23 protein-coding genes are annotated in these 23,760 nt (G+C 37.8%); 10 read left to right on the forward strand and 13 right to left on the reverse strand.

Annotation, left to right across the window (positions count from 1 at the left end):
- Window positions 1-128: 128 nt before the first annotated feature.
- The 9 genes from trmB to holA all read right to left on the reverse strand — a co-directional run bounded on the left by trmB (window position 129) and on the right by holA (window position 10,713).
- On the reverse strand, window positions 129-788 hold the full coding sequence (gene trmB, locus HMJ38_RS20530; protein WP_194976319.1) for a tRNA (guanosine(46)-N7)-methyltransferase TrmB: 660 nt from the start codon (window positions 786-788) through the stop codon (window positions 129-131).
- 2 nt (window positions 789-790) lie between these two features.
- Entirely contained in the window at window positions 791-2,080 is a 1,290-nt protein-coding gene (locus tag HMJ38_RS20535) for a bifunctional folylpolyglutamate synthase/dihydrofolate synthase (protein WP_194976320.1), read from the reverse strand.
- A gap of 3 nt (window positions 2,081-2,083) precedes the next feature.
- Window positions 2,084-3,043 (reverse strand): energy transducer TonB, encoded by a 960-nt coding sequence (locus HMJ38_RS20540; RefSeq protein ID WP_194976321.1) that lies wholly within the window; start codon window positions 3,041-3,043, stop codon window positions 2,084-2,086.
- Window position 3,044: 1 nt separating this feature from the next.
- On the reverse strand, window positions 3,045-3,437 hold the full coding sequence (locus tag HMJ38_RS20545; protein WP_194976322.1) for an ExbD/TolR family protein: 393 nt from the start codon (window positions 3,435-3,437) through the stop codon (window positions 3,045-3,047).
- 1 nt (window position 3,438) lies between these two features.
- Window positions 3,439-4,131 (reverse strand): MotA/TolQ/ExbB proton channel family protein, encoded by a 693-nt coding sequence (locus HMJ38_RS20550; RefSeq protein ID WP_194976323.1) that lies wholly within the window; start codon window positions 4,129-4,131, stop codon window positions 3,439-3,441.
- Between the two features lies 1 nt (window position 4,132).
- Window positions 4,133-4,897 carry an SPOR domain-containing protein gene (locus tag HMJ38_RS20555; RefSeq protein ID WP_194976324.1) on the reverse strand — a complete coding sequence of 255 codons (765 nt, stop codon included), beginning with the start codon at window positions 4,895-4,897 and terminating at the stop codon, window positions 4,133-4,135.
- A gap of 94 nt (window positions 4,898-4,991) precedes the next feature.
- Complete coding sequence (locus HMJ38_RS20560; protein WP_194976325.1) at window positions 4,992-6,668, reverse strand: TonB-dependent receptor; 1,677 nt, start codon at window positions 6,666-6,668, stop codon at window positions 4,992-4,994.
- A gap of 15 nt (window positions 6,669-6,683) precedes the next feature.
- Entirely contained in the window at window positions 6,684-9,671 is a 2,988-nt protein-coding gene (locus HMJ38_RS20565) for a tetratricopeptide repeat protein (RefSeq protein ID WP_194976326.1), read from the reverse strand.
- A gap of 19 nt (window positions 9,672-9,690) precedes the next feature.
- Window positions 9,691-10,713: a DNA polymerase III subunit delta gene (gene holA, locus HMJ38_RS20570; RefSeq protein ID WP_194976327.1), complete on the reverse strand. Its 1,023-nt coding sequence runs from the start codon at window positions 10,711-10,713 to the stop codon at window positions 9,691-9,693.
- 108 nt (window positions 10,714-10,821) lie between these two features.
- Here holA and HMJ38_RS20575 point away from each other — a divergent pair, with 108 nt between their 5' ends.
- On the forward strand, window positions 10,822-11,547 hold the full coding sequence (locus HMJ38_RS20575; RefSeq protein ID WP_228780178.1) for a tetratricopeptide repeat protein: 726 nt from the start codon (window positions 10,822-10,824) through the stop codon (window positions 11,545-11,547).
- A 14-nt stretch (window positions 11,548-11,561) separates the two neighbouring features.
- Here the strand turns inward: HMJ38_RS20575 and HMJ38_RS20580 are convergent, their stop codons facing one another.
- Window positions 11,562-12,404 carry a universal stress protein gene (locus HMJ38_RS20580; RefSeq protein ID WP_194976328.1) on the reverse strand — a complete coding sequence of 281 codons (843 nt, stop codon included), beginning with the start codon at window positions 12,402-12,404 and terminating at the stop codon, window positions 11,562-11,564.
- A gap of 11 nt (window positions 12,405-12,415) precedes the next feature.
- Window positions 12,416-13,336, reverse strand: a complete 921-nt coding sequence (locus tag HMJ38_RS20585; RefSeq protein WP_194976329.1) for a 2-hydroxyacid dehydrogenase — start codon at window positions 13,334-13,336, stop codon at window positions 12,416-12,418.
- 200 nt (window positions 13,337-13,536) lie between these two features.
- On the opposite strand from HMJ38_RS20585, the gene HMJ38_RS20590 reads away from it, so the two are divergent.
- The 4 genes from HMJ38_RS20590 (at window position 13,537) to serA (ending at window position 17,536) form a co-directional block, all read left to right on the forward strand.
- Window positions 13,537-14,388, forward strand: a complete 852-nt coding sequence (locus HMJ38_RS20590; protein WP_194976330.1) for a DUF2911 domain-containing protein — start codon at window positions 13,537-13,539, stop codon at window positions 14,386-14,388.
- Between the two features lie 10 nt (window positions 14,389-14,398).
- The gene (locus HMJ38_RS20595; RefSeq protein ID WP_194976331.1) at window positions 14,399-15,022 is read left to right on the forward strand and encodes a chloramphenicol acetyltransferase; all 624 of its coding nucleotides are present in this window, start codon (window positions 14,399-14,401) and stop codon (window positions 15,020-15,022) included.
- Window positions 15,019-15,465 carry an NUDIX hydrolase gene (locus HMJ38_RS20600; RefSeq protein ID WP_194976332.1) on the forward strand — a complete coding sequence of 149 codons (447 nt, stop codon included), beginning with the start codon at window positions 15,019-15,021 and terminating at the stop codon, window positions 15,463-15,465. Before HMJ38_RS20595 ends, HMJ38_RS20600 begins: the two co-directional genes overlap by 4 nt.
- A gap of 178 nt (window positions 15,466-15,643) precedes the next feature.
- Window positions 15,644-17,536, forward strand: coding sequence for a phosphoglycerate dehydrogenase (serA, locus tag HMJ38_RS20605; RefSeq protein ID WP_194976333.1), 1,893 nt, complete (start codon window positions 15,644-15,646; stop codon window positions 17,534-17,536).
- A gap of 78 nt (window positions 17,537-17,614) precedes the next feature.
- Here the strand turns inward: serA and HMJ38_RS20610 are convergent, their stop codons facing one another.
- Together HMJ38_RS20610 and HMJ38_RS20615 are read right to left on the reverse strand one after the other, a co-directional pair.
- Window positions 17,615-18,070 carry an RES family NAD+ phosphorylase gene (locus tag HMJ38_RS20610; protein ID WP_194976334.1) on the reverse strand — a complete coding sequence of 152 codons (456 nt, stop codon included), beginning with the start codon at window positions 18,068-18,070 and terminating at the stop codon, window positions 17,615-17,617.
- Between the two features lie 9 nt (window positions 18,071-18,079).
- Window positions 18,080-18,541, reverse strand: coding sequence for an antitoxin Xre/MbcA/ParS toxin-binding domain-containing protein (locus tag HMJ38_RS20615; protein ID WP_194976335.1), 462 nt, complete (start codon window positions 18,539-18,541; stop codon window positions 18,080-18,082).
- Between the two features lie 306 nt (window positions 18,542-18,847).
- On the opposite strand from HMJ38_RS20615, the gene HMJ38_RS20620 reads away from it, so the two are divergent.
- From HMJ38_RS20620 to HMJ38_RS20640, 5 genes are read left to right on the forward strand one after another with little or no spacing between them, the layout of a single operon-like run.
- A complete protein-coding gene (locus HMJ38_RS20620) occupies window positions 18,848-19,459 on the forward strand; it encodes a fumarylacetoacetate hydrolase family protein (RefSeq protein WP_194976336.1) in 612 nt (203 codons plus the stop codon).
- Window positions 19,446-21,374 (forward strand): M23 family metallopeptidase, encoded by a 1,929-nt coding sequence (locus tag HMJ38_RS20625; RefSeq protein WP_228780179.1) that lies wholly within the window; start codon window positions 19,446-19,448, stop codon window positions 21,372-21,374. The genes HMJ38_RS20620 and HMJ38_RS20625 overlap by 14 nt, the downstream gene beginning before the upstream one ends.
- A gap of 25 nt (window positions 21,375-21,399) precedes the next feature.
- Entirely contained in the window at window positions 21,400-21,849 is a 450-nt protein-coding gene (gene bcp, locus HMJ38_RS20630; protein ID WP_194976337.1) for a thioredoxin-dependent thiol peroxidase, read from the forward strand.
- 10 nt (window positions 21,850-21,859) lie between these two features.
- Window positions 21,860-22,711: a transketolase gene (locus HMJ38_RS20635; RefSeq protein ID WP_194976338.1), complete on the forward strand. Its 852-nt coding sequence runs from the start codon at window positions 21,860-21,862 to the stop codon at window positions 22,709-22,711.
- Window position 22,712: 1 nt separating this feature from the next.
- Window positions 22,713-23,681, forward strand: a complete 969-nt coding sequence (locus HMJ38_RS20640; RefSeq protein ID WP_194976339.1) for a transketolase family protein — start codon at window positions 22,713-22,715, stop codon at window positions 23,679-23,681.
- Window positions 23,682-23,760 lie beyond the last annotated feature (79 nt).

Raw genomic sequence — 23,760 nt, forward strand, 5'->3', positions numbered from 1 at the left:
TATTATAGATTTAATGCTATCTGTAGTTCTAAACACTCGATTTCAAAATCTGTCATTGGTACCCTAAGCAAATCATATAACCCAAGTCTTATGTCTCAAGTCTTATATCTCAAATCTCACTTAACCTTTCAGGCAAACTTAAACTTCAGATACTTGATCTTTTCCCCTTTTTCACTGAATAGGGTTTCATACTTGGTTTTGATGCCATGGTGTATGTCTTTCATTGGAGACTCGTAAAAATCATGGGTGTGGAATATAACTTCGCAATCATCCCTCTGCTCAACCAACTCCAAGGTATAATCAAATAGACCGGTATTGTCAGTCTTGAAATGTATGATCCCGTCTTTTTTCAAAAGTGGTTTATACATTTCTAAGAACCTTGGAGATGTCAATCTCCTCTTTTCGTCACCTTCTCTAGGAAAAGGGTCAGGAAAAGTAATCCAAAGCTCCGAAATCTCATTTGTTGAAAAATAATTTTCCAACAATTGTATTTGGGTTCTTAAAAAAGCCACGTTGTCCAAACCTTCTGAAATAGCTATTGTGCTTCCTTTCCAAATTCGGGATCCTTTGATATCTACACCAATAAAGTTTTTCTCGTGATAATGTCTTGCCAACCCAACGGTGAATTCTCCCCTTCCACAGGCCAATTCAACAACGATCGGATTGTTATTTTCAAACTGCAGCGCATTCCAATTCCCTTTGATGACTTCAAAAATCTCTTTCCCCAGTTGGACAACATTTCTGTTGGCCTCATTTTCTTTGAATCTTTGCAGTTTTCTCCTGCTCATAACTATAAATCCTTGATTTCGGCAACCACAAATGTACTGCCTCCTATAAATATTAGATCTTCTTTTGCTGCAATTTTCCTGACGTAATCAATGGCATCATTGACATCTTTAATGATTACTCCATTTAACTCAAATTTTAGAGCCTCTTGGTACAAATGGGCTGCAGGCATAGCTCTTGGGATTTTTGCCTCACAAAACACATAATTGGCATTTTTGGGAAGCAATGATAGCACCTTCGTAATATCCTTATCCTTAACCATACCGATGACCATATACAGGTTCTTAAATTGAATTTGCTCCAACTGATTCACGATGAATCTTATCCCATCTTCATTATGGCCAGTATCACAAATGGTAAGCGGATTATTACTCAAAACCTGCCATCTTCCTTTGAGTCCGGTATTCTTGACTATATTGGATAAACCTGAGTCCAAATGGATATTTTCGATCTTCCACCCTTTAGAGACTAAAATCTCGATTGATTTCAAAATTCCGGGAAGATTATTTGCCTGATAATTTCCATTGAGATCCAATTCAATGGTATCAATTATTTCATTATTGGTTACTTCAAAAATAGATTTTCCATTTTCATTCACACTTGTTTTTTTTACTGAGTAGGTTTCTTCGGCAAAAAAAATCGGTGCTTGATGTGAATCGCATTGAGTTATAAATACAGGTGTAGTTTCTTTTTGTTTCTGACTGATAATGACAGGGATATTTGGCTTGATAATTCCTGCTTTTTCGAAAGCAATTTTATCCAAAGTATCACCCAAAAATTCCATATGATCCATCCCAATATTTGTGATTATCGAAATTTCGGGTTGAATAATATTTGTGCTATCCAGCCTGCCTCCCATGCCTACCTCAATGACTGCAGCATCAACTTGCTCCTTGGCAAAAAACCAAAAGGCCATACCAACCGTCATCTCAAAAAAACTCGGCTTTAACTCCTCTATAAAGATCTTGTTATTGGACACAAAGTTTACGACCTCTTTATCAGGTATTTCCACTCCGTTGATTTTTATTCTTTCGGTGAAAGACTTAAGATGCGGAGATGTATATAAACCTACCTTATAACCTGCCTCCATTAAAACCGAACAGATGGCATGGGAAGTACTTCCTTTACCATTTGTACCGGCTACATGAATACTTTTAAACTGATTTTGAGGATTTCCCAAATGGTCACAAAGAGCTACGGTATTGCTGAGGTCTTTTTTGAAGGCAGCAGCCCCTATGCGCTGGAACATGGGTAATGCATTGAACAGGTAGTCCAATGTTTCCTGATAGGTCATGGATTAATCTACTTTGATGATAAAAGTGATTCTACCTTGGGAGAATTCAGCAGTTGCTGCCCCACCCTGTCGCTTAAAGTTTATCTGATTAATAACTGTTCGGTAATAAGCCAAAACTTCATTAGAGACATTGTATTCCCTAGGAACAGCCTGAACTATTTTCCCGTTATCATCAACTGTAATATTAAAAACTATCTTTCCATTCCTCGTAGATACATTATCTCTAATATTTGGCCTTGAGGCAAAATCCCAACCTGCCAGTTCAAGGTTATAACCGGAAGCTGGACCTGGTATTCCTTCTCCCGAACCTGAACCCATTATAGCCCTACCGTCAATCGTACCTGTGGGCTTGCCTTCATCTCCTTTTTGGGTAGAAGCACCTTGTGCGCTACCCGCGGCAGGCTGTGAACCTGATCCTGTTGTGCCACCTGCTCCGAAAATCGCTCTTTGATCTATTTTTGGTTTTTCTTCGGCTTTGGTGGTGGTCTTCTCTGCTTCACTGACAGAAGGTTGGGTGACGGGTGTGGTTTCTTTTTTTGCTGGACTTGGATCCTTTACAGCAGGTGTAGGTTTTTCACTCGCTTTTACCGGGCTGGGAGTTTTTGATAATGCTTCCACGGTAGGCTTAGCTGTTGTAGTTGCCGGCTTGGCTGCTTCTGTTTTCGGTTGTGTAACTGGCACTGTAGCTTCCACAGGTTGAGGTGCCTGATCTCCGGGGGCAGGTGTCTGAGAATTTGGGGTTTGGGCTTCTGAAGGAGGTGAATTGGTTTGGTTATTACCGCTTCCAAAATCCGAAAAACCCAGATTCAGTTCCATTCCGTATTTTGGCAAGGGGGGAACCTGTTCACGCCACACGACAATGAAAAAAATAGCCAACAATACCAACACATTAACAATGATGGTAATGATCAAGGCTTTCCTTTTATTTTCTGCCTCTTGACTATCTGCTTCCCAAATCTGCATTTTATTTATAAGGTTTTGTTGCAATAGACACGTTGGCTTCCAAACCGGCCGCGATGCCACCAATTTCTACCAGATATTCTACAGGTACCTCTTTGTCAATATGAAGAACTACCTGTCCTTTTTTGTCTTGAAGTAAATTAGCCAATTCCGTTTTGACCTGTTCTCTGGATATCACCTTATCATTAACGGAAAATTTAAGGTCTTTGGTTACGGTAACAGTAATTTCCTGCATCACGATATCCGAAGCTTCACTCGAAGGAAGATTTACCGGTAATCCTGAAGGTGTAATAAATGAAGAAGTCAACATGAAGAATATCAATAACAGAAATATTATATCTGTCATGGATGACATACTGAATGCCGCATCAACTTTGTGTTTGGATTGCAGTGCCATATTATTTGTCTTGCAATAAGTCAATGAATTCCACAGTGGTATATTCCATACTGTGGACCAGTTTAGAAACCTGGGTTACCAAGTAATTGTACCCCAAATAGGCAACAATACCGACTACCAAACCAGTGGCAGTAGTAATCATTGCCTCATAGATACCCGTAGAAAGGAGTTTTGGAGAAACCATCCCTTCTTCTTGTGCCACTCCGATAAATGCCTTGATCATACCTGCCACAGTGCCCAGAAACCCGATCATTGGAGCTGCACCAGCAACTGTAGCAAGTAATCCTAGGTTCTTTTCTAGTTTGTAGATTTCAATTTTCCCTACGTTCTCTATGGACACTTCAATGTTTTTAAGTGGACTACCAATTCTTTCCAAACCTTTGGTAATCATATTTGATACAGGATTATTTTCTCCCTGACAAAGCATTTTGGCCTGATCAATCTTCCCTCCTTGAACCAAGATTTTGATCTGATCCATGAGATGCTTGGGTGACTTGGAAGCTTTCCGAAGTGTGATCAATTTTTCTACAAAAATGTAAATTGCCAAGACAAACAGGATATATAATGGAATCATCATATATCCGCCTTTAATCATTAAATCCAGCAATCCAATGCTGTCTTTACCGCTTTCCATTACTGAAAGGGAATCGGCCATAAACTGACCATCTGTACTCAAGGTTTGTGCTAAAATCATTTTAATATTTCAAAATCCAAGAAGATTCATTTAATTCTACCTTTGCAGTTTCCATGGCTTTGGTAGCGGATTCTAGATCCTCGTACCTTCCAACGGAAATCCGGTAGTTGTTCGTATTACCGAAGGGAAAAATAATCCATGCACTTCTTCCCTTATCAATCATTTTTTGTGCTTCTGCCCTAGCTATTCTTTCATTGGGTGAACTTGCTACGATTACATTATAGTATGGGATTTGCCCCCTCCTATCCACCACAATAATTTCTGGGGTAAATACCTCAGGAGATTCGACAACATCAGGTGTTTCAATTTCCGCTTCACCTGAGCTTCCCAAATCTTCCATTTCATCTGACTCGGGGTCTAAATCTTCATTTACTTCAGCTAATGGTTCTTCAGAAATTGATTCTTCCGAAACTGTTGGGCTATAAGTCTCCAAACCTGATTCAGGCAAATAGTAAAGAAAGTAGGCTATCGAACCTAGGATAATGACAATTAAAAAAACCAGAGATAGCAATAAAGGCACTTGGCTTTTCGTCTTTCTCGGAATCTTTTTTTCAGATTTGATTTTAATAGGCGAGGCTACAATTTCAGGTTTTTCTTGAATGACTGGATTTATACTATCAGAACTAACAATACTTTCCTTTATAAACTCACTTTTCTCGCTTTTTTCGGGTTCAATAGTTGATGCGATTGGCGTTACTTCCACAAAAGGGAAACCATAATCTTTATCTTCTATGTTAGGTTTGTTTTGGTTTTCTCTTTCAGTCATGATTAGGGCACTTATCAGTTTGCGAAGCTACTTCAATTGAATCAAAAGGCAAATTTGTTTTACAGCAATGATCTCTTATTAGGCTTTCTGCTATTTAAAATTTGTAGGTAGCTCCTACAATCCCTTGAATACCTCTGACCGGATAATTCAGAAACCGCTGATTGGTTCTGTTCAAGAGGTTGTTGCCTATTACAAAAGCAGAAATCTGCTCAGTTATCTGATAATCTGCCTTAAGCTGTAAATCTAGAATAGCAGGTAATCTTTGTGAAGCTTCATTTTGCTGATTAAATCCTTGGATACCTCCCATCAAATGTGCGTTGAACTGGATCAACCAATTTTCCTCAGGAAGAAATTGATTGTTGATCAAAACCTCCCACTCAGGTCTATGATACGCTGCATTCAAAGTACTTAGCGTATATTGGTAATAATCAATATTGGCATCAACCTTATACCAATTTTCATATTCCCAACCTAACTTAACCGTATAATTCAACAGTCTGGTATTTTCATCGTAAAGCATATTGAACCTTAAGCTGTCAGTAAGGGTGTTGGCAAAGAAATGCATATTTCTGAATTTTCCGACATTGAAACCTGCTTCATAAGTGAATTCATCCAATAATTTACCTTTTACACCTGCTCCTGTTTTGAAATTTTGAATGGTATTGAGCAACTGATCACTTGGCCCCAAAAATGGGTTTTCCATGACAAAGTCATGATAGGTCTTTCTGATGACATCTCCTTCAAAGCCTGCATATACTCCAAATTCATCCTGAATCATATACTGTCCATGAAGTACAGGAAATATATGAAAATCTGAATTTTTATTAAGTGTAATATCATTTTCAAAAACCAAATTAACCCCCGCTTTCACCAAGAGGTTTTCATTATGGTATCTCACATACGGGTTAATTCTAAAATAATTCCTTTTGATATCAGAATACAACTCATCTCTAGGACTTGTCAAAGACAAATCAAGGTTTATGGCCGTTTTCAGGTAATCTTCAAACCAAAAATCAGTATTACCTTTGAAAGCAATTTCATTTTCCGATGCAGCATAATTGTCACTAAATCCCCTAATACTCAACATACCGCTGTAATTAAGGCCATCCATTTTTTCAATGTTTTGGACACCTGCAGTAAGTTGAAATGTGTTGAGAATATTTTGATTCGGTATAAAATCTTCAAAAACCGGATTCATGGGATCATAACCATAAAAGTTAAATTTATGTCTGTCATATTTTAATCCTCCATATAATTGGAATACATCTTTAAAAATAGTCCCATCAGCTGTCACATTGGTAAATGTCTCTGCGGAGTTTCTTCCATCTACAGGACCTGTATAAAACCCCTGATGCCTTACTTTTGCAGAGAAATCATAGTCAGAATCTTCCCAACTGGTATATCTAGCTTCAAGTAACGGTGAACTGTAATTACCTAATCCAAATCTTACAAATCCCGGATAAAGTTCTTCATTATTTCTTTGAAAGTTTTTCTGGGCAACTTCTGTTTTAATATCCAGTGGCGGCAAAGAAAGAAAAAAGGGCTCTACTGTGTAATTATAATTACTGGTACTTTTAGCGCTTGGCAATGCCGGTACCCTTTCGAATTTTCTGGGTTGCGTGGGCAAAGTCAAAACCCTGTCCTTCCGAATAATAAACTCTTGGTCTTTGACCTCACCTGTCTGTTGGCCTAAAGCTTTTTCGGTAGAGACTCCCGACAGAATCATACCAAAAAGAATAAATACGAATCCAAAACGAATATTTACTTTCATGAATTTCTTTCTTCTTTATTTAATAGTAGCCAATTTTTCCCTTGCCATTGCTTTTATTTCCGGATTCGTGGAACCCTCCAATATGGATTCTAAGGTCGCCTTGGCCTGGAAATCCTCCTCTAACTTGATATAATTATCAGCCAACAAGATGAAACACCTCCCATACCAATAATCATGGGAAGAAAACGGTGCCACAAAATCAAAAATTGCATTATTGGATTGAGTATAATCAGGCTTTTTCGAATAGCTTTCTGCCAAAAGGAACAAGCCTTCAGCACCATGTACTGTTTTATACTCATTGACCAAATCCATCAAAGTTTCATCCGCTAAACTATTGTCACCCTTCCTCCGATATGCTTTAGCTTTGAGCAACATGGCCTCAGGAATTGCATCCTGTGTCACACTTCCCAAAGAAATGACCTTGTCAGCAAAATAAATGACTGAGTCATAGGATTGGGTTTGATAATAAGCGAGCATCAAGCCATTGTTAGATTCAAATTCCTCGATTTTATTTCGGGCATAATTACTCGATTCTCTCAAATAGGGTATGGCATTTTTAAAATTCTCATTCTCCAGTTCAATCGTGGCAATGCGTTGAACAGCCCGTAATCTTTGTGGTGAATTTTTCTCCCTTTCAATTTGGTAAAAGTACTCCAATGCCAATACCTTATTATCCAACTTATAATAGGAATCGCCAATGAAATAATTGGCTTCAGCTGTATTTGCAGACTGAGGATAATTTTTCAAATAACCTGTAAAGGCTTTAATAGCCTGGTCAAAGGTTCCCCCAAAAAACAGGTTTTTGGCCGCTTCATACTCAAGGTTCTGTAGACTTTTGTTGTCAGGATTGGCATTTCTATAGCGGCTGAGATACTGTGAGAATTCACCGGTACGACCTTGTAAAGTCAATGCCTCCTGTAGACCAACCAAAGCTGCCTCTGCATTAGAGGAATTAGGATGGTTTTCCAGGATTCGTTTATATTCATTGATGGTTTGATCATAATTTTGCATAGAAAAATTGGCCACAGCACTTCCTTCAAGAGCGAAAGGCACAAAATGACTATTGGGCCTACTGCTGATCAATCTGGCAAAACCATCTCTTGCTTCCTCATACCTCATTTCTTCCATATTAATTTGAGATTTTTGGAATAAAGCATCTTCAAAATACAATGAATTGGGGTGATTGGTAATCAATTTATCCAATTGATCAATGGCTTGATTGTTTCTGTTCTGAAAATTATAAACAACACCCGACCTGAAATACACATAATCTATATAGGTGTTATTCTCTTGAACAGCCTTTTGGAAAATATTCTGGGCATCTGAAAATCTTTTCTGCACATAATAGATATCCCCCAATCGGATTACAGACTCATCATAATTGGTAGCATCATCGGTTTTCCCTACTCTTTCGACATAATTTTTAAACTGCGTCTCTGCTTTTGCATATTGTTGGGTATTAAAAAAGGCATATCCAAGTCCATAATATGATTTTTGGAGATATGGGTCTGCAGGTCTAGGTCTCATAGCTTGAAGTGCTTCATAAGAACTGATGGCTTGGGCCAAATCATTCTGAGACGCAAAGTTTTCCCCTTTCCAAAAGTGTGTCTGAACAACTATATCCTTATCTTCCGGGAATTTTAATGATTTATTAAAATAAGTAGTTGCCAAATCGTGTTTCTTGTCACGGTAATAAACAATACCTTGGTAGAAAGTAATTTTCTGATAAGCCGCATTAATTCTTGAGGACCTTTTGGGCATTTTCTCTATGTGGTCTATTGCTCTGAGATAATTACTCGTATTGATCAAGGCATCAGTCAGCAATTCATCAGCTTCTTTGGCATATGGTCCTTGTGGATAGGTGCTCAGATAAGTGTCAAGGGCATTCACAGCATCTTGAAAACTCCCACGTTCCAGGTTTACTTTGGCGTAGTTGACCAATGCCTCTTCTTTGATTTTGGGATCAATATCACTTTTATAGGCAGCATTGAAGCTATTGGAGGCAAATTGGGGATCGTTGAGCTTCAGATAGGAATGCCCGAGGTAATAACTGGAGACCTGTCCGATCTGATCATCATTTACAGCAGTGACTTTAAAGTAATCCGTTGCCCTTTGAAAATTCTGAATTTCAAATTGCGCTACTCCGGCTTTATAAATCTGTGACCTATCCAAATCTCTTTTTCTTGAATTTACGAAAGCGTCATAATTGATTGCCGCTTGCTGAAAATTCCTTTTTTCAAAATATGCCTCTGCCAAATAAAGGTGAATCTCTTCTTTTCTATCCAAAGTTTTTCTGGATTGGATAACCGATTCTCCGTAGGAGATCAAATCATCAAAATATCCTTGCTTATAATAAATCCCGGAAAGCATATAAGGGACTCTTTGACTGTAAAAAGGTGTTTTGTCGGCTTCTTTGAAATCGGCAATAGCTTGGTCAAATTGTCCATTCTCCATGGCTATATAACCAGCATAATAATAGGCGTCAGGGCTATATTCGACTCTCAAAGGTTTCACCTGATTAAAATATCCCAAAGCATTATTATAGTCTTTTAGCTGAAAAAAAGAATAGCCTGTTTTGAACAAAACTTCTGATTTTTGCTTCGGGGATATATTTCCAGTGTTTACTTTTTGAAATGCAGGAATAGCCTCTCTATAATTTCTTTTATCAAAAAAGTGGCTACCCAATATAAATGCAGCCTCGTTGACTTTGGGACTGTTGGGGTAGTTTCTGATAAAATAATAAATCAAATCGGCAGCTCCCGGATTTTCTATTTTTAGTGCTGAGACAGCATGGTGAAAATCAACTAAAACACTCTGATTCTCCTCCAAAGTAACATCTTTCAGATTTTCAAATTCAAATCTCGTAGCACTGAACAGCTGCTTTTGAAAAAGATCAAGATTTTCATCTAAAACTATCTGATTTCCGGATTGATAAAGACCTGATTGTGAATATCCCGTTAGGACTATCCAAAGACTCAATAGCAGTACAAAACTTTTCTTCATGGGTAATAGCCGCAAAATTTTAATGCATGATTTTAAATACAAGTTCTCGGAGAATTTCTCTATCATCAACTCCATTGGAATCAACTCCTTTAGAACGTAAATCAGCTTCTTTTATGTATGATATATTGTCAATAACCTTGCCTAAGCGGTAATTATTAGCCGCAAATTTGTATTCTTTAAGGAAATAAGGATGTATTCCCGCAATTCTAGCCAATTCAGATTCTCCTTTTTGTTTATTAAAATGGACGATGGCTATCTTACTGAAAAAACTATAAATGAGCGCGATGATCGGAATTAGAGGATGACTTTTGGGATTTAGTGAAAAATAATGAATGATTTTATTGGCCTTGACAACGTCTTTTGCACCAATTGCTTTAGTAAGTTCAAAAGTATTGTACTCTTTATTGATCCCTATATATTTTTGGATATGATCTTTTGTTATGGCTGTTTTTTCACTAAAATTCAGTAATAGTTTCCCGACTTCATTTGCAATAACTTCAAGATTGTTACCAATACTCTCTGCCAAAAAAACTGCTGTTTGATTATTGATGGAATGTCCTTTTGAAGCTATGTAAGATTCAATCCAAGGAGCAAGAAGATGGTCTTTGATCTTTTCAGATTTGACAAAAACCACATTTTTTTCTAATTCTTTGCTTAGCGCTTTTCTCCCATCTAGATTTTTGTACTTATGAGCAAAAACCAAGATAGTACTGGGGAGAGGGTTTTTTATATAATTGATCAGTTGTAAATCATGCTCTTCCTTTCCTAAATTCTGGATATTCTGAGCCTCTTTCACAATGACGACCTGCCGGTCTGCCATCATCGGAAATCTTCTGGCATTGTTTAAAACATCAGTGATGGAGACATCTTTACCATACATGATAATTTGGTTGAACCCCTTGTCATGCTCCTGTAAAGCGTTGTTTTCAATGAAATCTGATATCTCATCAATAAAAAAGGATTCCTCACCTTGCAAAAAATAAATTGGAGCATATTTCCCTGATTTTAGGTCTTTGAGTACATCTTCTGCTTTTGTAGCCATAATTGAGGTTTTCACATCAAATATAGAAAGAATTCAGTTCTTCAAAAGGTGACGAAGTAATATGGATAAAGTAATTTTAAACTTTATACACTCTTATTTTGTAATTATATGAAACAAATAATCACTAATGTGGAAAATTTTGAAAAGGGTGTAGCCTTCTTTAAGGAAGGGAAATTTAGGCAGGCATTGGAACAAGTCAATTTATCGATCAGCAAAGATGCTGAAAATCTGGAATTTTATTTTTTCCGGGCCAGGGTTAATTCCAGGTTGGGAGAATTCAATTCTTCTTTAGAAGATTTTGATTTTTTGATTTCACAAGAACCTTACAATCCAACTTATATTAATGATAGGGCAGTTGTTCTTCATTTGCTAAAAAGGAATGATGAAGCAATGTCGGAATTCGACCGAGCTGTGAATCTCGAACCTGGTAACCCTTACAGATTTGCGAGCAGAGCGTATTTCAAGGATAGAATCGGAGACTTGTTGGGTTCTATTAGAGATTATGAAAAAGCAATCGAGCTTGATCCTGAAGATGCAGTATCCTATAACAATAAAGGTTTGGTTGAAGAAAAACTAGGTTATATTCAAAAGTCCAAAACCAGTTTCAAAAAATCCGATGACTTGATAGGTTATGAACCTGAATATCATGACCAAAATATAAATCAAGGATCTGAGTTTCCAAAGGCAAAAACCAACGATTCCAATAATTTAAATCAGGGAATCAATTCGGATAATCAAATGAATATTTCCAAATATTTTGGAATGATTTCTAAACTGATTTCAGACAAAGGAACTAGGATTGAGTTTTGGAAATTCCTAAGATCCAAATTTTAAAAGAACAAAAACAGCTAGGCTCTTTTAATCACCATCATGGGTTTGTTGATAAAATACGACATCTTTCTGGACAAGTTGTTTGAAAAAATCTGATCAAACCAAGATTTTTTCTTACTTAAAGTGATAAGCATGTCCCCTTTTGAAGTGATGAGATAATTTTCAAGTCCCAATCCAGGTTCATCCCTATAAGATTTTAAAATATAATTAACTTTATCATACTTTATAAATGGCTGGATTTCTTGGACCATGGTCATGTGAAGTGATTTATCAATCGCTTTAATTTTAGTACTCACATGTACCACATCAATCTCACTTTTCCAAAATTTTGCCATTTCTACTACTTTTTGAATAGCGATTTTATCCTCCTCCAAATAATCCGTTGCATAAACAAACTTTCTTGGTACTTTGAAAAACACCTTTCTTGGCACAACCAAGATATCAATTTCTGATTTCTCAACCAATTTACTGGCCCTGGTTCCTATAAAGTTTTGCTTAAAATCATTTACTCCTTCGGTGCCTACAATCAGTAAGTCTGCTTTTAGATGCTCAGCATATTCAAGGATTGTGGAAACGGTTTTACCCTCTTTGTACTCACCCTGACAGGATTTAAGTCCTTTAGGGATGCTCTCTTGGGAGACTATATCTACAAGATTGTCAAGCTTTTTTTGAATAAATGAATATTGGTCTCCTGAATGAAATTCATTGACTGATAGCTTTTGATAATCTTCTTTGTCAGGAACATGGAAAAGATACAAATCAGCTTTGTACATTTCACCCAGTTTTGCAGCATATTCTACAGCATTTAAAGAACATTCCGAGAAATCGGTGGGGCAAATAATCTTAAAAGTAGTGCTCATAGGTTAACTTATTAATATCCAAGAATTGGGTCTATAGTATTGATTAATGGTTGACTATTTTTCATACGGTGATAATTTTCAATAATCTGAGGAGCAGCAGCTTCTGGATTGGTCACACTTGCAATGTGCGGGGTAATCAAAATACCCTCTGTCCGCCAAAAAGGATGGTCCTTGGGCAAAGGCTCTTGTCTGAAAACATCTAAAAGTGCTCCGGACAAATATCCTTTTTCCAGTGCAAGCAATAGGTCCTCTTCTACCAAATGCTTGCCTCTCGCCACATTGATTAAGTAGCTTCCTTTATTACAGGATTTAAAAAAATCAATATTCAGAAAGTTTTCTGTATCCTTAGTCAGGGGTAACATGCAGACGATGACATTAACCTGATCTAAGAAATCCTGTAATTGATCTCCAAAGTAATAAGGATAGGTTAAATCTTCTTTCGGCTTCTTCCCATAACCAGATACAGGAATACCCATGAGTCTCAATTTTTCAACCACATCTCCTCCCAACGCTCCAACACCCAACATACCTACATGAATGTCAATTTCAGGATTGGTCATATCCCAAATCTGCTGCTTTTGATTTTCCTGATACCTGACTAGCTGCCTGTGGTAATTCAGAATACCCATAAGAGTATAATTGGTCATGGAAAAAGTGAGTTTATCATCTACAATTCTCACAATTGGAATTTGGTCGGGGATTTCTTGATCTGATAAAATATGATCAACTCCGGCACCCATAGAGCAAATTAATTTTAGATTAGGGAATTCTTTAAGGATTCCCTTAGGATGCTGCCATAACAAAACCGCTTCTACGGTTTCGTGATTTGAAATATCAGGATACACCTGAACTTCAATAGCATCATCCAAACGCTGGAAAATATTCTTCCAATGTGTAACATCCCTTCCGGGCGAAATAATTGCAATCCCCATAGTACGATTTCTATTTAAAACTTTCTCGAAAATGATTTTCAAATCGTGGATTGAAAAAACATATTTTTTAAGAGGTCAATATTCATTATTATATTTTACTTTGGCCTCATAAATGAAATTTAATTACAATATAGGTTTAGCATTAAAATATTACCTTTACAACAATTGCTGCATATTCAACCAAATTAACATACATAAAAATGAAAAGCAAATCCATTTTATTGCAATTGATATTTATCAATCTGTTTTTCTTCGAAACAATGGCCCAACAGATCCAAATGCCACAAGCAAGCCCTGCTGCTTCCATCAGTCAAAAAATTGGACTTACCGATGTCAGCATAGAATATAGCAGGCCTAGTATGCGCGGAAGAAAAATATTCGGAGAATTAGTTCAATTTGGCGAAGTCTGGAGAACAGGTGCAAATGCGGCTACAGTTATTACTTTTAAAACTGAAGTAATTATTGAGGGAAATACCGTACCCGCCGGTGAATATGCATTGTATTCCATTCCTGGTAAAAATGAATGGACTATGATATTATCCAAAAACACCAAATTATGGGGTGCTGTAGGATACAATCAGGAGGAAGATTTTTTAAGGTTCACGGTGAAACCTGGAAAAACAGGTCAAAAGTATGAGACCATGGAAATCAACTTTGTGGATATTTCAGATACCGGCACAACTGTTTCCATTAAATGGGAAAACACAAGGGTCAAGTTTAGAATCGAAACTGAGGTGGACAGCATTGTGATGGCACAGATCAAAGAATTGGTAATCGACCAAGAACCTAACAACCCTGGATTATACTATCAAGCTGCAAATTATTATTTTACCAATGACAAAGACTTGGACAAAGCCTATGAATGGATATCAAAGTCCGTTGCAGATGATGCGAAATATTGGACCATGCACCTGAAAGCCAAAATTGAACTTGGTCTTGGAAAGAAAACAGAAGCTGTCGAAAGTGCCACAAAATCCATGGAAATGGCAAGAGAAGCAAAGAATCCTGATTATGTGGGACTAAATGAAAGATTGATTAAGTCTATCAAATAAAACCTTACCTATGTATAAGATTCTTGATATTGAAAAGTGGTCCAGAAATGACCACTTTTTATTTTTCAGTAAATTTGAAGAACCGTTTTTTGGAGTAACAGTTCGCGTTAATTTTACTAAAGCATATAATACATCCAAATCAAAAGGGAGCTCATTTTTCCTATATTACCTCCATGCTTCACTAAAAGCAGCTAATTCTATAGAAGCATTTAAGTATAGAATCAAGAATGGCCAAGTACTTATCTATGACAAAATCAATGCATCACCCACCATCAACAGGGATAATGGAACATTCGGCTTTTCTTATATGGATTACCTTGAAGATTTTAAAGAATTCGAAAAATCGGCTAAAATAGAAATAGAAAAGGTAAGGAACACTACAGGACTTGATCCTGCGGGTTCGGGAGATAATGTTATCCATTTCTCTTCCATTCCTTGGATAGACTTCACTTCAATTTCACATGCCAGAAGTTTTTCTTTTCCAGATTCCTGCCCAAAGATTTCATTTGGACAGGTTATAGAATCAGAAGGAATCAAAACCATGCCCGTATCCATCCATGTACACCATGCCCTGATGGACGCGCATCATGTGGGTCAGTTTATTGAGGAATTTCAAAAATTATTGGATAGATGAGCAACGTACCTTTTGGAATAAAAACAGCAGCTACCATCTGTGTGCTGAAAAATGGAGATGACTTTTTGCTCTTGAAGCGTCTTAAGGAACCGAATAAAGACCTTTATACCCCTATTGGCGGTAAATTGGATCCATTTGAAACACCTCAGGCCGGAGCCATCAGCGAGACTTTGGAGGAAACTGGAATCAAGGTCAGGACAATGGAATTTTGCGGTATCCTGACAGAAACATCCCCGACTAAATACAATTGGATTAGTTATGTGTATTTGGCCGAAATCGACAAGGTATCTCCCCCGCATTGTAATGAAGGGACATTGGAATGGCTCTCCTTTGGTCAAATCCTGGATATTCCAACTCCAAAGACAGATTGGTTTATTTATAAATTTCTTGTTAACAAAGAAAATTTATACTTGACGCCGAATATGATGAAAACCTGGAAATAAAATGGTTAGTCAACGAATTGACCGGAGAAAGTCTGATCTGATAAGCTCGATTAAATCCTTTTCAATCGATTTCATGAAAATTGTATCAAAAGTCACAAAGTATTTTAGGTAATAAAAAGCATTCTTTTTTAATAATATTCTAATTTTGAGGAGATATTGTAAAAACTTCATAACAGTAATGCCCAATAGCAAGAAATTTATCATTGACTTTGACAGTACATTTACCCAAGTAGAAGCTTTAGATGTATTAGGTGAAATCAGTCTTTCCAATGATCCGGACCGTTCAAGAAAATTACAGGCTATCAAAGATATTACCGATATGGGAATGGAAGGAAGTCTTAATTTTAGGGAAAGTTTAGAAAGAAGACTGCATATTTTAGAAGCCACCAAGCCCCAGATCAGTGAATTGATTGTAGAATTGAAAAACAAAGTTTCCAAATCATTTCAGCGAAATAAGGAGTTTTTTGAGGAAAATGCTGACAACATTATCATTATATCCAACGGATTCAAGGATTTTATCACTCCCATTGTGGGCGAATATGGAATCAAGGCTGAAAATGTTTTTGCCAATGAATTTGTGTACGATGAATCCGGAAAAATTGTAGATTTCAACCGGGAAAATATCCTATCAAAAAATGGCGGGAAACCGGAAACCATCAAAAATTTGAATCTGGAAGGTGAAATCTATGTCATCGGAGATGGATATACAGATTATGAGATCAAAGCCTCCGGCATGGCCAATAAGTTTTATGCTTTCACAGAAAACGTAAGCAGACCCAAAGTAACTTCCAAAGCCGACCACATCGCACCAAGTCTTGATGAAATCCTTTATGTCAATAAAATGAACAAGAAATTCTCCTACCCAAAAAGCCGGATCAATGTATTGCTTCTTGAAAATGTACATCCCATAGGTATTGAGCTGATGAACCAAGAAGGATACAATGTAGAAGTCATTTCTTCTGCCCTATCTGAAGATGAATTGGTAGAAAAAATCAAAAATGTTTCAGTGCTCGGCATTCGGTCTAAAACCAATGTGACCAAAAAAGTATTGGAAAACGCCAACAGGCTGATCTCCATTGGGGCATTCTGTATCGGCACCAATCAAATTGATTTGGAAACCTGTACAGAAAAAGGAATTGCCGTATTCAATGCACCTTTTAGCAACACCCGTTCAGTGGTAGAAATGGCCATAGCAGAAATCATATTTCTGATGCGTGGATTCCATGACAAAAGCCATAGCATGCATCAGGGAATCTGGGATAAATCTGCCAGTGGAAGCTTTGAAATCAGAGGTAAAAAATTGGGAATCGTAGGTTATGGAAATATCGGTGCTCAACTTTCTGTTTTGGCAGAAAATATGGGACTTGATGTGTACTACTATGATGTCATCGAAAAATTAGCATTGGGAAATGCCACAAAAATGGACTCAATTGAAGAGTTGCTGTCACATTGTGATGTCATCTCCCTTCATGTGGATGGTAGAAAAGACAACAAAAACATCATTGACAAAGCCAACATTGCCAAGATGAAACCAGGCTCTTATCTTGTGAATCTGAGCAGAGGACATGTAGTCGATATTAAGGCCTTAAAAGATGCTCTGGAAGCGGGTCATCTTGCAGGAGCTGCTATTGATGTTTTTCCCGAAGAACCAAAAAACAATTCAGAGCCGTTTGTTTCAGAATTGATCGGAATGAAAAATACCATCCTAACACCCCATATTGGTGGATCGACATTAGAAGCACAGCAAAATATAGCAAGGTTTGTTCCCGGTAAAATCATGGAATATATCAATACAGGGAACACCTATAATTCTGTGAACTTCCCCAATATTCAATTACCTTTCTTAAAAGACGCCCATAGACTGATCCATGTTCACCAAAATGAACCGGGAATCTTAGCGAAAATTAATAGGATACTCGCCGATTTTGAAATCAATATCGTAGGACAATACCTCAAAACCAATGAAAAAATAGGCTATGTGATTTCGGATATCGACAAAGCCTACTCTCCGCAATTGATCGATGAAATGAGGGCTATTCCCGGGACTATTAGGTTTAGGGTGTTGTATTGATATTTGGGGATGTTGGTTCAAGACTTAGTCTTGGACCACCCACATTGCAGTCTTCAGACTGCCAACGGAAGAAAGAATCTACCTCACAATCCTTTCATCCAACTTTAAAGAATAAACCTTAAAAGTCACAAGATGAAATTTTTCAGCAATCGGATTCACAACATAATTTAGGGAAGTTTGATCGACTACTGAAGGTACCCCAAAGCATAGCAATCCTTTTTGAAGCAAATTTGTCCCATATTCCTGTGACGCTGACCTCGGAGGTATGGCATCCCAATCTTTCGGCAATTCACTCAGTTTGGGAACAAACACCAATTCGTCAGGGATAGCAAATTCCATAATGGAGTACAATACATACCTTTCTGATGCAAATAATTCCGAATCAATAGTTAGCCTTTCAAGTAAGGACGAAGAAACTGAGGAACCACCATAAAGTGCGGGTATACCTGGCAGATTCCACCTGCCACCATATCGCTTAGCCCCTTCCCCACTTGTATCGCAGTATTGGGTCAGAGCAATCCTGTAAACTTTCATTGGCTTTTCTTAGATAGCAATACCGTGCTGCAGACGCATGATTTCTGTCTTGAGAAGATCAATTCCTTCCGAAACATCAATCAACTCAATCGGCTTGCGGTTTCCCAAAGTAAAAAGTGGCCTATCCATCCATCGCCTAAATCCGTCCCTTCCAAAATAACCCGTACCCAAAGCATACAACTCGGCGAGTTCATACATTTTTTCAGATTGTACTACATCAAAAACATCTTTTCGCTGCAGGGTTTTGGCAGAAACAGCCAAAGCAGAAGCCAAGGTGTTGTTATCAAGCCCGGTCACTTCTTTTAGGCTTTCAAAAGATTTTCGCTTTAGTCCGTTGCGGAATGTCTCCACTCGATGGAGAGGTTCATTCAGTCTATCGACTTCTACGTCCAATATGTCATAAACAGACATTTTGGTCTTCCTGTAATAAGCCACAGCGGCTTCACTTACTATTGATGGTTTTTCAGACATAGTTTCGAGAGGTAATTTGTCCACTAAGATAACGTAATTTGTCCTAAATTTATTCAAAAAAAATAAATTTTTTCTTATAAAAATGTATGCCCCAATGATGGGAAAAAGGAAAATTATTAAAGTTTTGAAAGATGATAGCGATTTCAATTCCCGAAATCTCATTTTGAACCAATTCAGATTTATCCATTTTTCATGAAATTTATTCCATTAAAAATTTCAATAAATTTTTCTCCTCCATTTATCCCAAATCCCTGTGTGAACCAGTCAAAAATTGCTTTTCTTTGTCCTGTAAACCTAGCTTAACCTATGAAGATCATTGCCATTGGTAGAAACTATGCCGAACATATTGAAGAACTCAAAAATGAACGGCCCATAGCACCTGTAGTTTTCTTAAAACCAGATACAGCACTTTTAAAAAACAACACTCCATTCTATCATCCCGATTTTTCTGATAATATTCATCATGAAGTTGAACTGGTACTGAAGATTTCAAAAGAAGGCAAGCACATCCAAAAAAAATTCGCTGACCGTTATTTCGAAGAAATCGGTGTAGGCATTGATTTTACTGCCAGGGATTTACAGGACAAGTGCAAGGCAAAAGGACTCCCTTGGGAAATTGCTAAAGCATTTAACGGTTCGGCGCCAATAGGGGAATTTTTACCAATATCATCTTTTGGGGATCTCAATGATATTAATTTCCATTTACTTATCAATGGACAGGAAAAACAAAAAGGAAATACCAATATAATGTTGTTTGATTTTGGTACGATCATTGAATACGTATCAAAATTTTTCACGCTGAAAAAAGGAGACCTGATTTTCACCGGGACACCTTCAGGAGTTGGGAAAGTAAGCATTGGAGACCGGTTGGAAGCATTTATTGAAGATAAAAAGCTGTTGGATTTTGAAGTCAAATAATTCTATTTATTTCCTGTTTTTATTGATCTCAATTGGGTTTTCTATCCAATTGAATGGTTATGCCGCCGAACTTTCCTTTTGGGATTCTTTGCCTATACCGGAGGTAAATAAATCAACGAATTATCTTTTTCCAGTAAAACCCGGTCAAAGAAATCTATTGTCAGGAAACTTCTCTGAAATCCGTCCAAATCATTTCCATTCCGGGATAGATGTCAAGATAGGCGGCGTAGATGGAGAACCCATATTGTCGATCGCCGATGGCTATGTTTACCGAATCAAAATATCGTCATACGGCTATGGCAATGTGATCTATATCAAACATCACAATGGCCAATCTTCAGTCTATGCGCATCTAAGAAACCTCTCTCCCAAGATCATGGATTTTATGAGAAAGGAAATGTATTTCGCCGAAAAAAACGAATTGGAAGTATTTCCTGACCCAGAATTTCTGCCTATAAAACGCGGTGAAATCTTAGGCAATGGTGGCAACACCGGAAGTTCAGGTGGCCCTCACCTTCACTTTGAAATAAGGGATAGTCTGGATAGGGCCATTGACCCGTTCATTTTTGATTTTAAGGAAGTCGTGGACAAGACCCCTCCTATTCTTTATAAGATTGCTTTAAAACCACTCGATACTGATTCCCGGGTCAATGGGAAATTCCAAAGACAGGAATTTAAAGGTGTAATTGAAGGTGGAAGATATATCCTGCCCGATCTGATAAAAATATCGGGAAGAGTCGGAGTTGAAGTGCATGCCGTGGATAAAATGGACGGGGTCAACAATGTCTTTGGAATTCCAATCTATGAACTATTAGATGGGGAAAAGCCGCTCTATCGAATCAATGTGGACCATGTGGACTTCAACAAAGGCCGTTTCCTGTTGACTCACACACACCAAAACCGCTTTATCAGATTGTATCAATACCCCAATAATCCAATGCAGCTATATGAACCCGATTCCATTTCAGCAGGGGCGGTAACTGCCAAAGTTGGAGAAAGGAAAAAGCTACAGGTAAACATGAAGGACTTTTTTGGAAATACAAGAGTCGTTACGATGTTGGTCGAAGGAGAAGAATCACCCATTCATCTTGGAAGTACCATGAACAAAGCCAATCAGAGCACTTCAGTTACGTATGACAGGAATATCATGCTGATCCAAACAGACTATTCTGAATGGGGCACTTTGGCCAAAGTATTTGTAAAAAGTCTGGAAATGGAAATTCCGCCGGCATATTCGGTAGATGGAAGGAGAACTTACCTTTGGGATATGAAGTATGGAGTTCCAGATTCTGTGGATTTATGCACCGAAATCATCAAACCTGAGGCAATTTTCAGAATACCATTTGGTGAGGAAATCACCTTCGTAAATAAAGATGCGGAAATTCGCTTTTCCGAAAACACCCTTTTGGATGAACTTTTTTTACGATTGGAAAAACGGATGAGTAATGGGAAAGCTGCTTTGAAAATAAACGCTCCAAACGAATATCTTCAGTCAAATATGGAAGTATTGATGCGTGATCCGGGTATTCAAGGTGATAAAAAATACATGCATGTCTATCAGCAAGCAGAAAATGGCCGAAAATCTTTCATTGGAGGTGAATGGGAATCTGAGGATATCAGGTTCAAAACCAGAAATTTTGGTACTTTTGTGATTGATGAGGATAGGAACCCTCCCACTATTGTACCAATAAGAATAAATTCATCAGGGTTGAGGTTTGTGATCAAAGATGATAAATCAGGTATCAAAGAATTTGAGGCGTTTGTTGATGGAAAATGGGTGTTGATGCGCTATGAACACAAACAAAATGTCATCTGGTCAGAAAAAATAGATAAACAACCTTTTAAGGGAGATGTTTTACTCAATGTAAGGGATATGGCAGGCAATGAAAGAAGTTATACCACTACAATTAAATAAATCATCAAACTAAATTTTAACAATTATGTCACTAGAAGTAGGAAAACCAGCACCGAATTTTGAAGCCAAAGACCAAAATGGAAACATTATCAAATTGGCTGATTTTAAAGGTAGAAAAGTAGTTCTTTATTTTTATCCTAAAGACAATACCCCGGGATGTACAGCGCAGGCTTGTAACCTTCGGGACAATTATGAGGCATTGCAAAAAGCCGGGTATATTGTATTGGGGGTGAGTTCGGACTCTGAAAAATCACACCAGAAATTTATCGAAAAACAGAATCTCCCTTTCCCCTTGATCGCTGATGAAGATTTAAAGGTCCATGAAGCTTATGGCACCTGGGTAGAAAAATCCATGTATGGAAGAAAATATATGGGTACAGCAAGGACTACTTTCGTTATTGACGAGAATGGTAATTTATCCGAAATCATAGAAAAAGTAAACACCAAAGATCATACAAACCAAATTTTAAAATAAATCCAACCCAATGGAGAAAAAATCAACTGATCAACTCAAACAAATCTGCTCTCAGGTAAGGAGGGATTGTCTGCGTATGGTTCATGCAGTTCAGTCCGGTCATCCCGGAGCAGCATTAGGCCTTTGCGAATATTTTGTAGCGCTTTATTTCAATGAAATGGAGCATGACAGCAATTTTAATTTTGACGGTAAGGACGAAGATCTTTTCTTTCTTTCCAACGGCCACGTATCCGCTTTATGGTACAGTGTACTTGCGAGAAGTGGTTACTTTTCAACAGATGAGTTGGCTACTTTCAGGAAAATAAATTCAAGACTACAAGGGCATCCTGCTACGCATGAGGGACTTCCCGGAATCAGAATAGCATCAGGTTCTTTAGGACAGGGTCTATCTGTAGCCATAGGAACTGCTCAGGCCAAAAAAATAAACGGTGATAATAAAACCGTTTATGTAATGATGGGAGATGGAGAACAGCAGGAAGGTCAGGTTTGGGAAGCAGCCATGTATGCTGCCCACCACAAAGTAGACAATTTGATTGCTGCCATTGATTACAATGGACAGCAGATTGATGGTCCTACTGTAAAGGTTATGGATTTAAAAAACCTCAAAGCAAAATGGGAAGCTTTTGGATGGGAAGTGCTGGAAATCAAAAAAGGAAACGACATGGAGTCGGTTTTAGCAGGCTTGGAGGAAGCAGGAAAATTGAAAGGAAATGGAAAACCCATTTTGATTTTGCTTTACACTGAAATGGGGTTTGGCGTTGACTTTATGGTTGGCACCCACAAGTGGCATGGTGTAGCCCCAAGTGATGCTGAACTTGAAAACGCCTTAGGACAATTAGAAGAAACACTAGGAGATTATTAAGATGGAAAAGACATTGGATTTAAAATATACATATACTGAAAAAAAAGATACCCGTTCAGGTTTTGGAGATGGACTCTTGGAAGCCGGAAGGAAAAACCCAAATGTGGTTGGTCTGTGTGCCGACTTGATCGGTTCACTCAAGATGGGTGCTTTTCAGAAAGAATTTCCTGACCGTTTTTTCCAGGTAGGTATTGCGGAAGCCAATATGATTGGATTGGCAGCGGGAATGACTATCGGTGGAAAAATCCCATTTACAGGCACCTTTGCCAACTTTTCTACTGGTAGGGTTTATGATCAAATCCGTCAATCGGTGGCCTATTCAGATAAAAATGTCAAAATCTGTGCATCCCATGCAGGATTGACATTAGGAGAAGATGGAGCAACCCATCAGATTCTAGAGGATTTGGGAATGATGAGAATGCTTCCACATATGACTGTCATCAACCCTTGCGACTACAATCAGACCAAAGCAGCAACTTTGGCTTTGGTAGATCATGTCGGACCTGCTTACTTACGATTTGGACGACCTAGCTGGCCAATATTTACACCTGCTGACCTGAAATTTGAAATCGGAAAAGCTTGGAAAATGATTGATGGAAATGATGTGACCATTTTTGCGACCGGACACTTGGTATGGGAAGCTGTAGTAGCCGAAGCCATGTTGAGAGAGGAAGGCATTTCTGCAGAAGTGATCAATATCCACACCATCAAACCTTTGGATGAAGAAGCCATTTTGAAATCTGTTGCTAAAACAGGATGTGCTGTTTCGGCTGAAGAGCATCAGCTTAACGGAGGCTTAGGTGACAGTATTGCTCAGGTGCTTTCTAGAAATAACCCTGCCCCATTAGAGTATGTTGGTGTGAATGATTCCTTTGGCGAATCAGGCACTCCTACCCAACTATTGGAAAAATATGGATTAAATGCTGAAAATATTGTGAAGGCTGCTAAAAAAGCATTAAAGAGAAAATAATCTTCATACAATTTTAATTTTAAAAAAACCGTTACTAAAAAAGCTAGCGGTTTTTTTATTTTTATAAGCTTGGTTAAAT

Origin of the sequence: Aquiflexum lacus (genome assembly GCF_015476655.1) — a bacterium.
Taxonomy (GTDB): domain Bacteria; phylum Bacteroidota; class Bacteroidia; order Cytophagales; family Cyclobacteriaceae; genus Aquiflexum; species Aquiflexum lacus.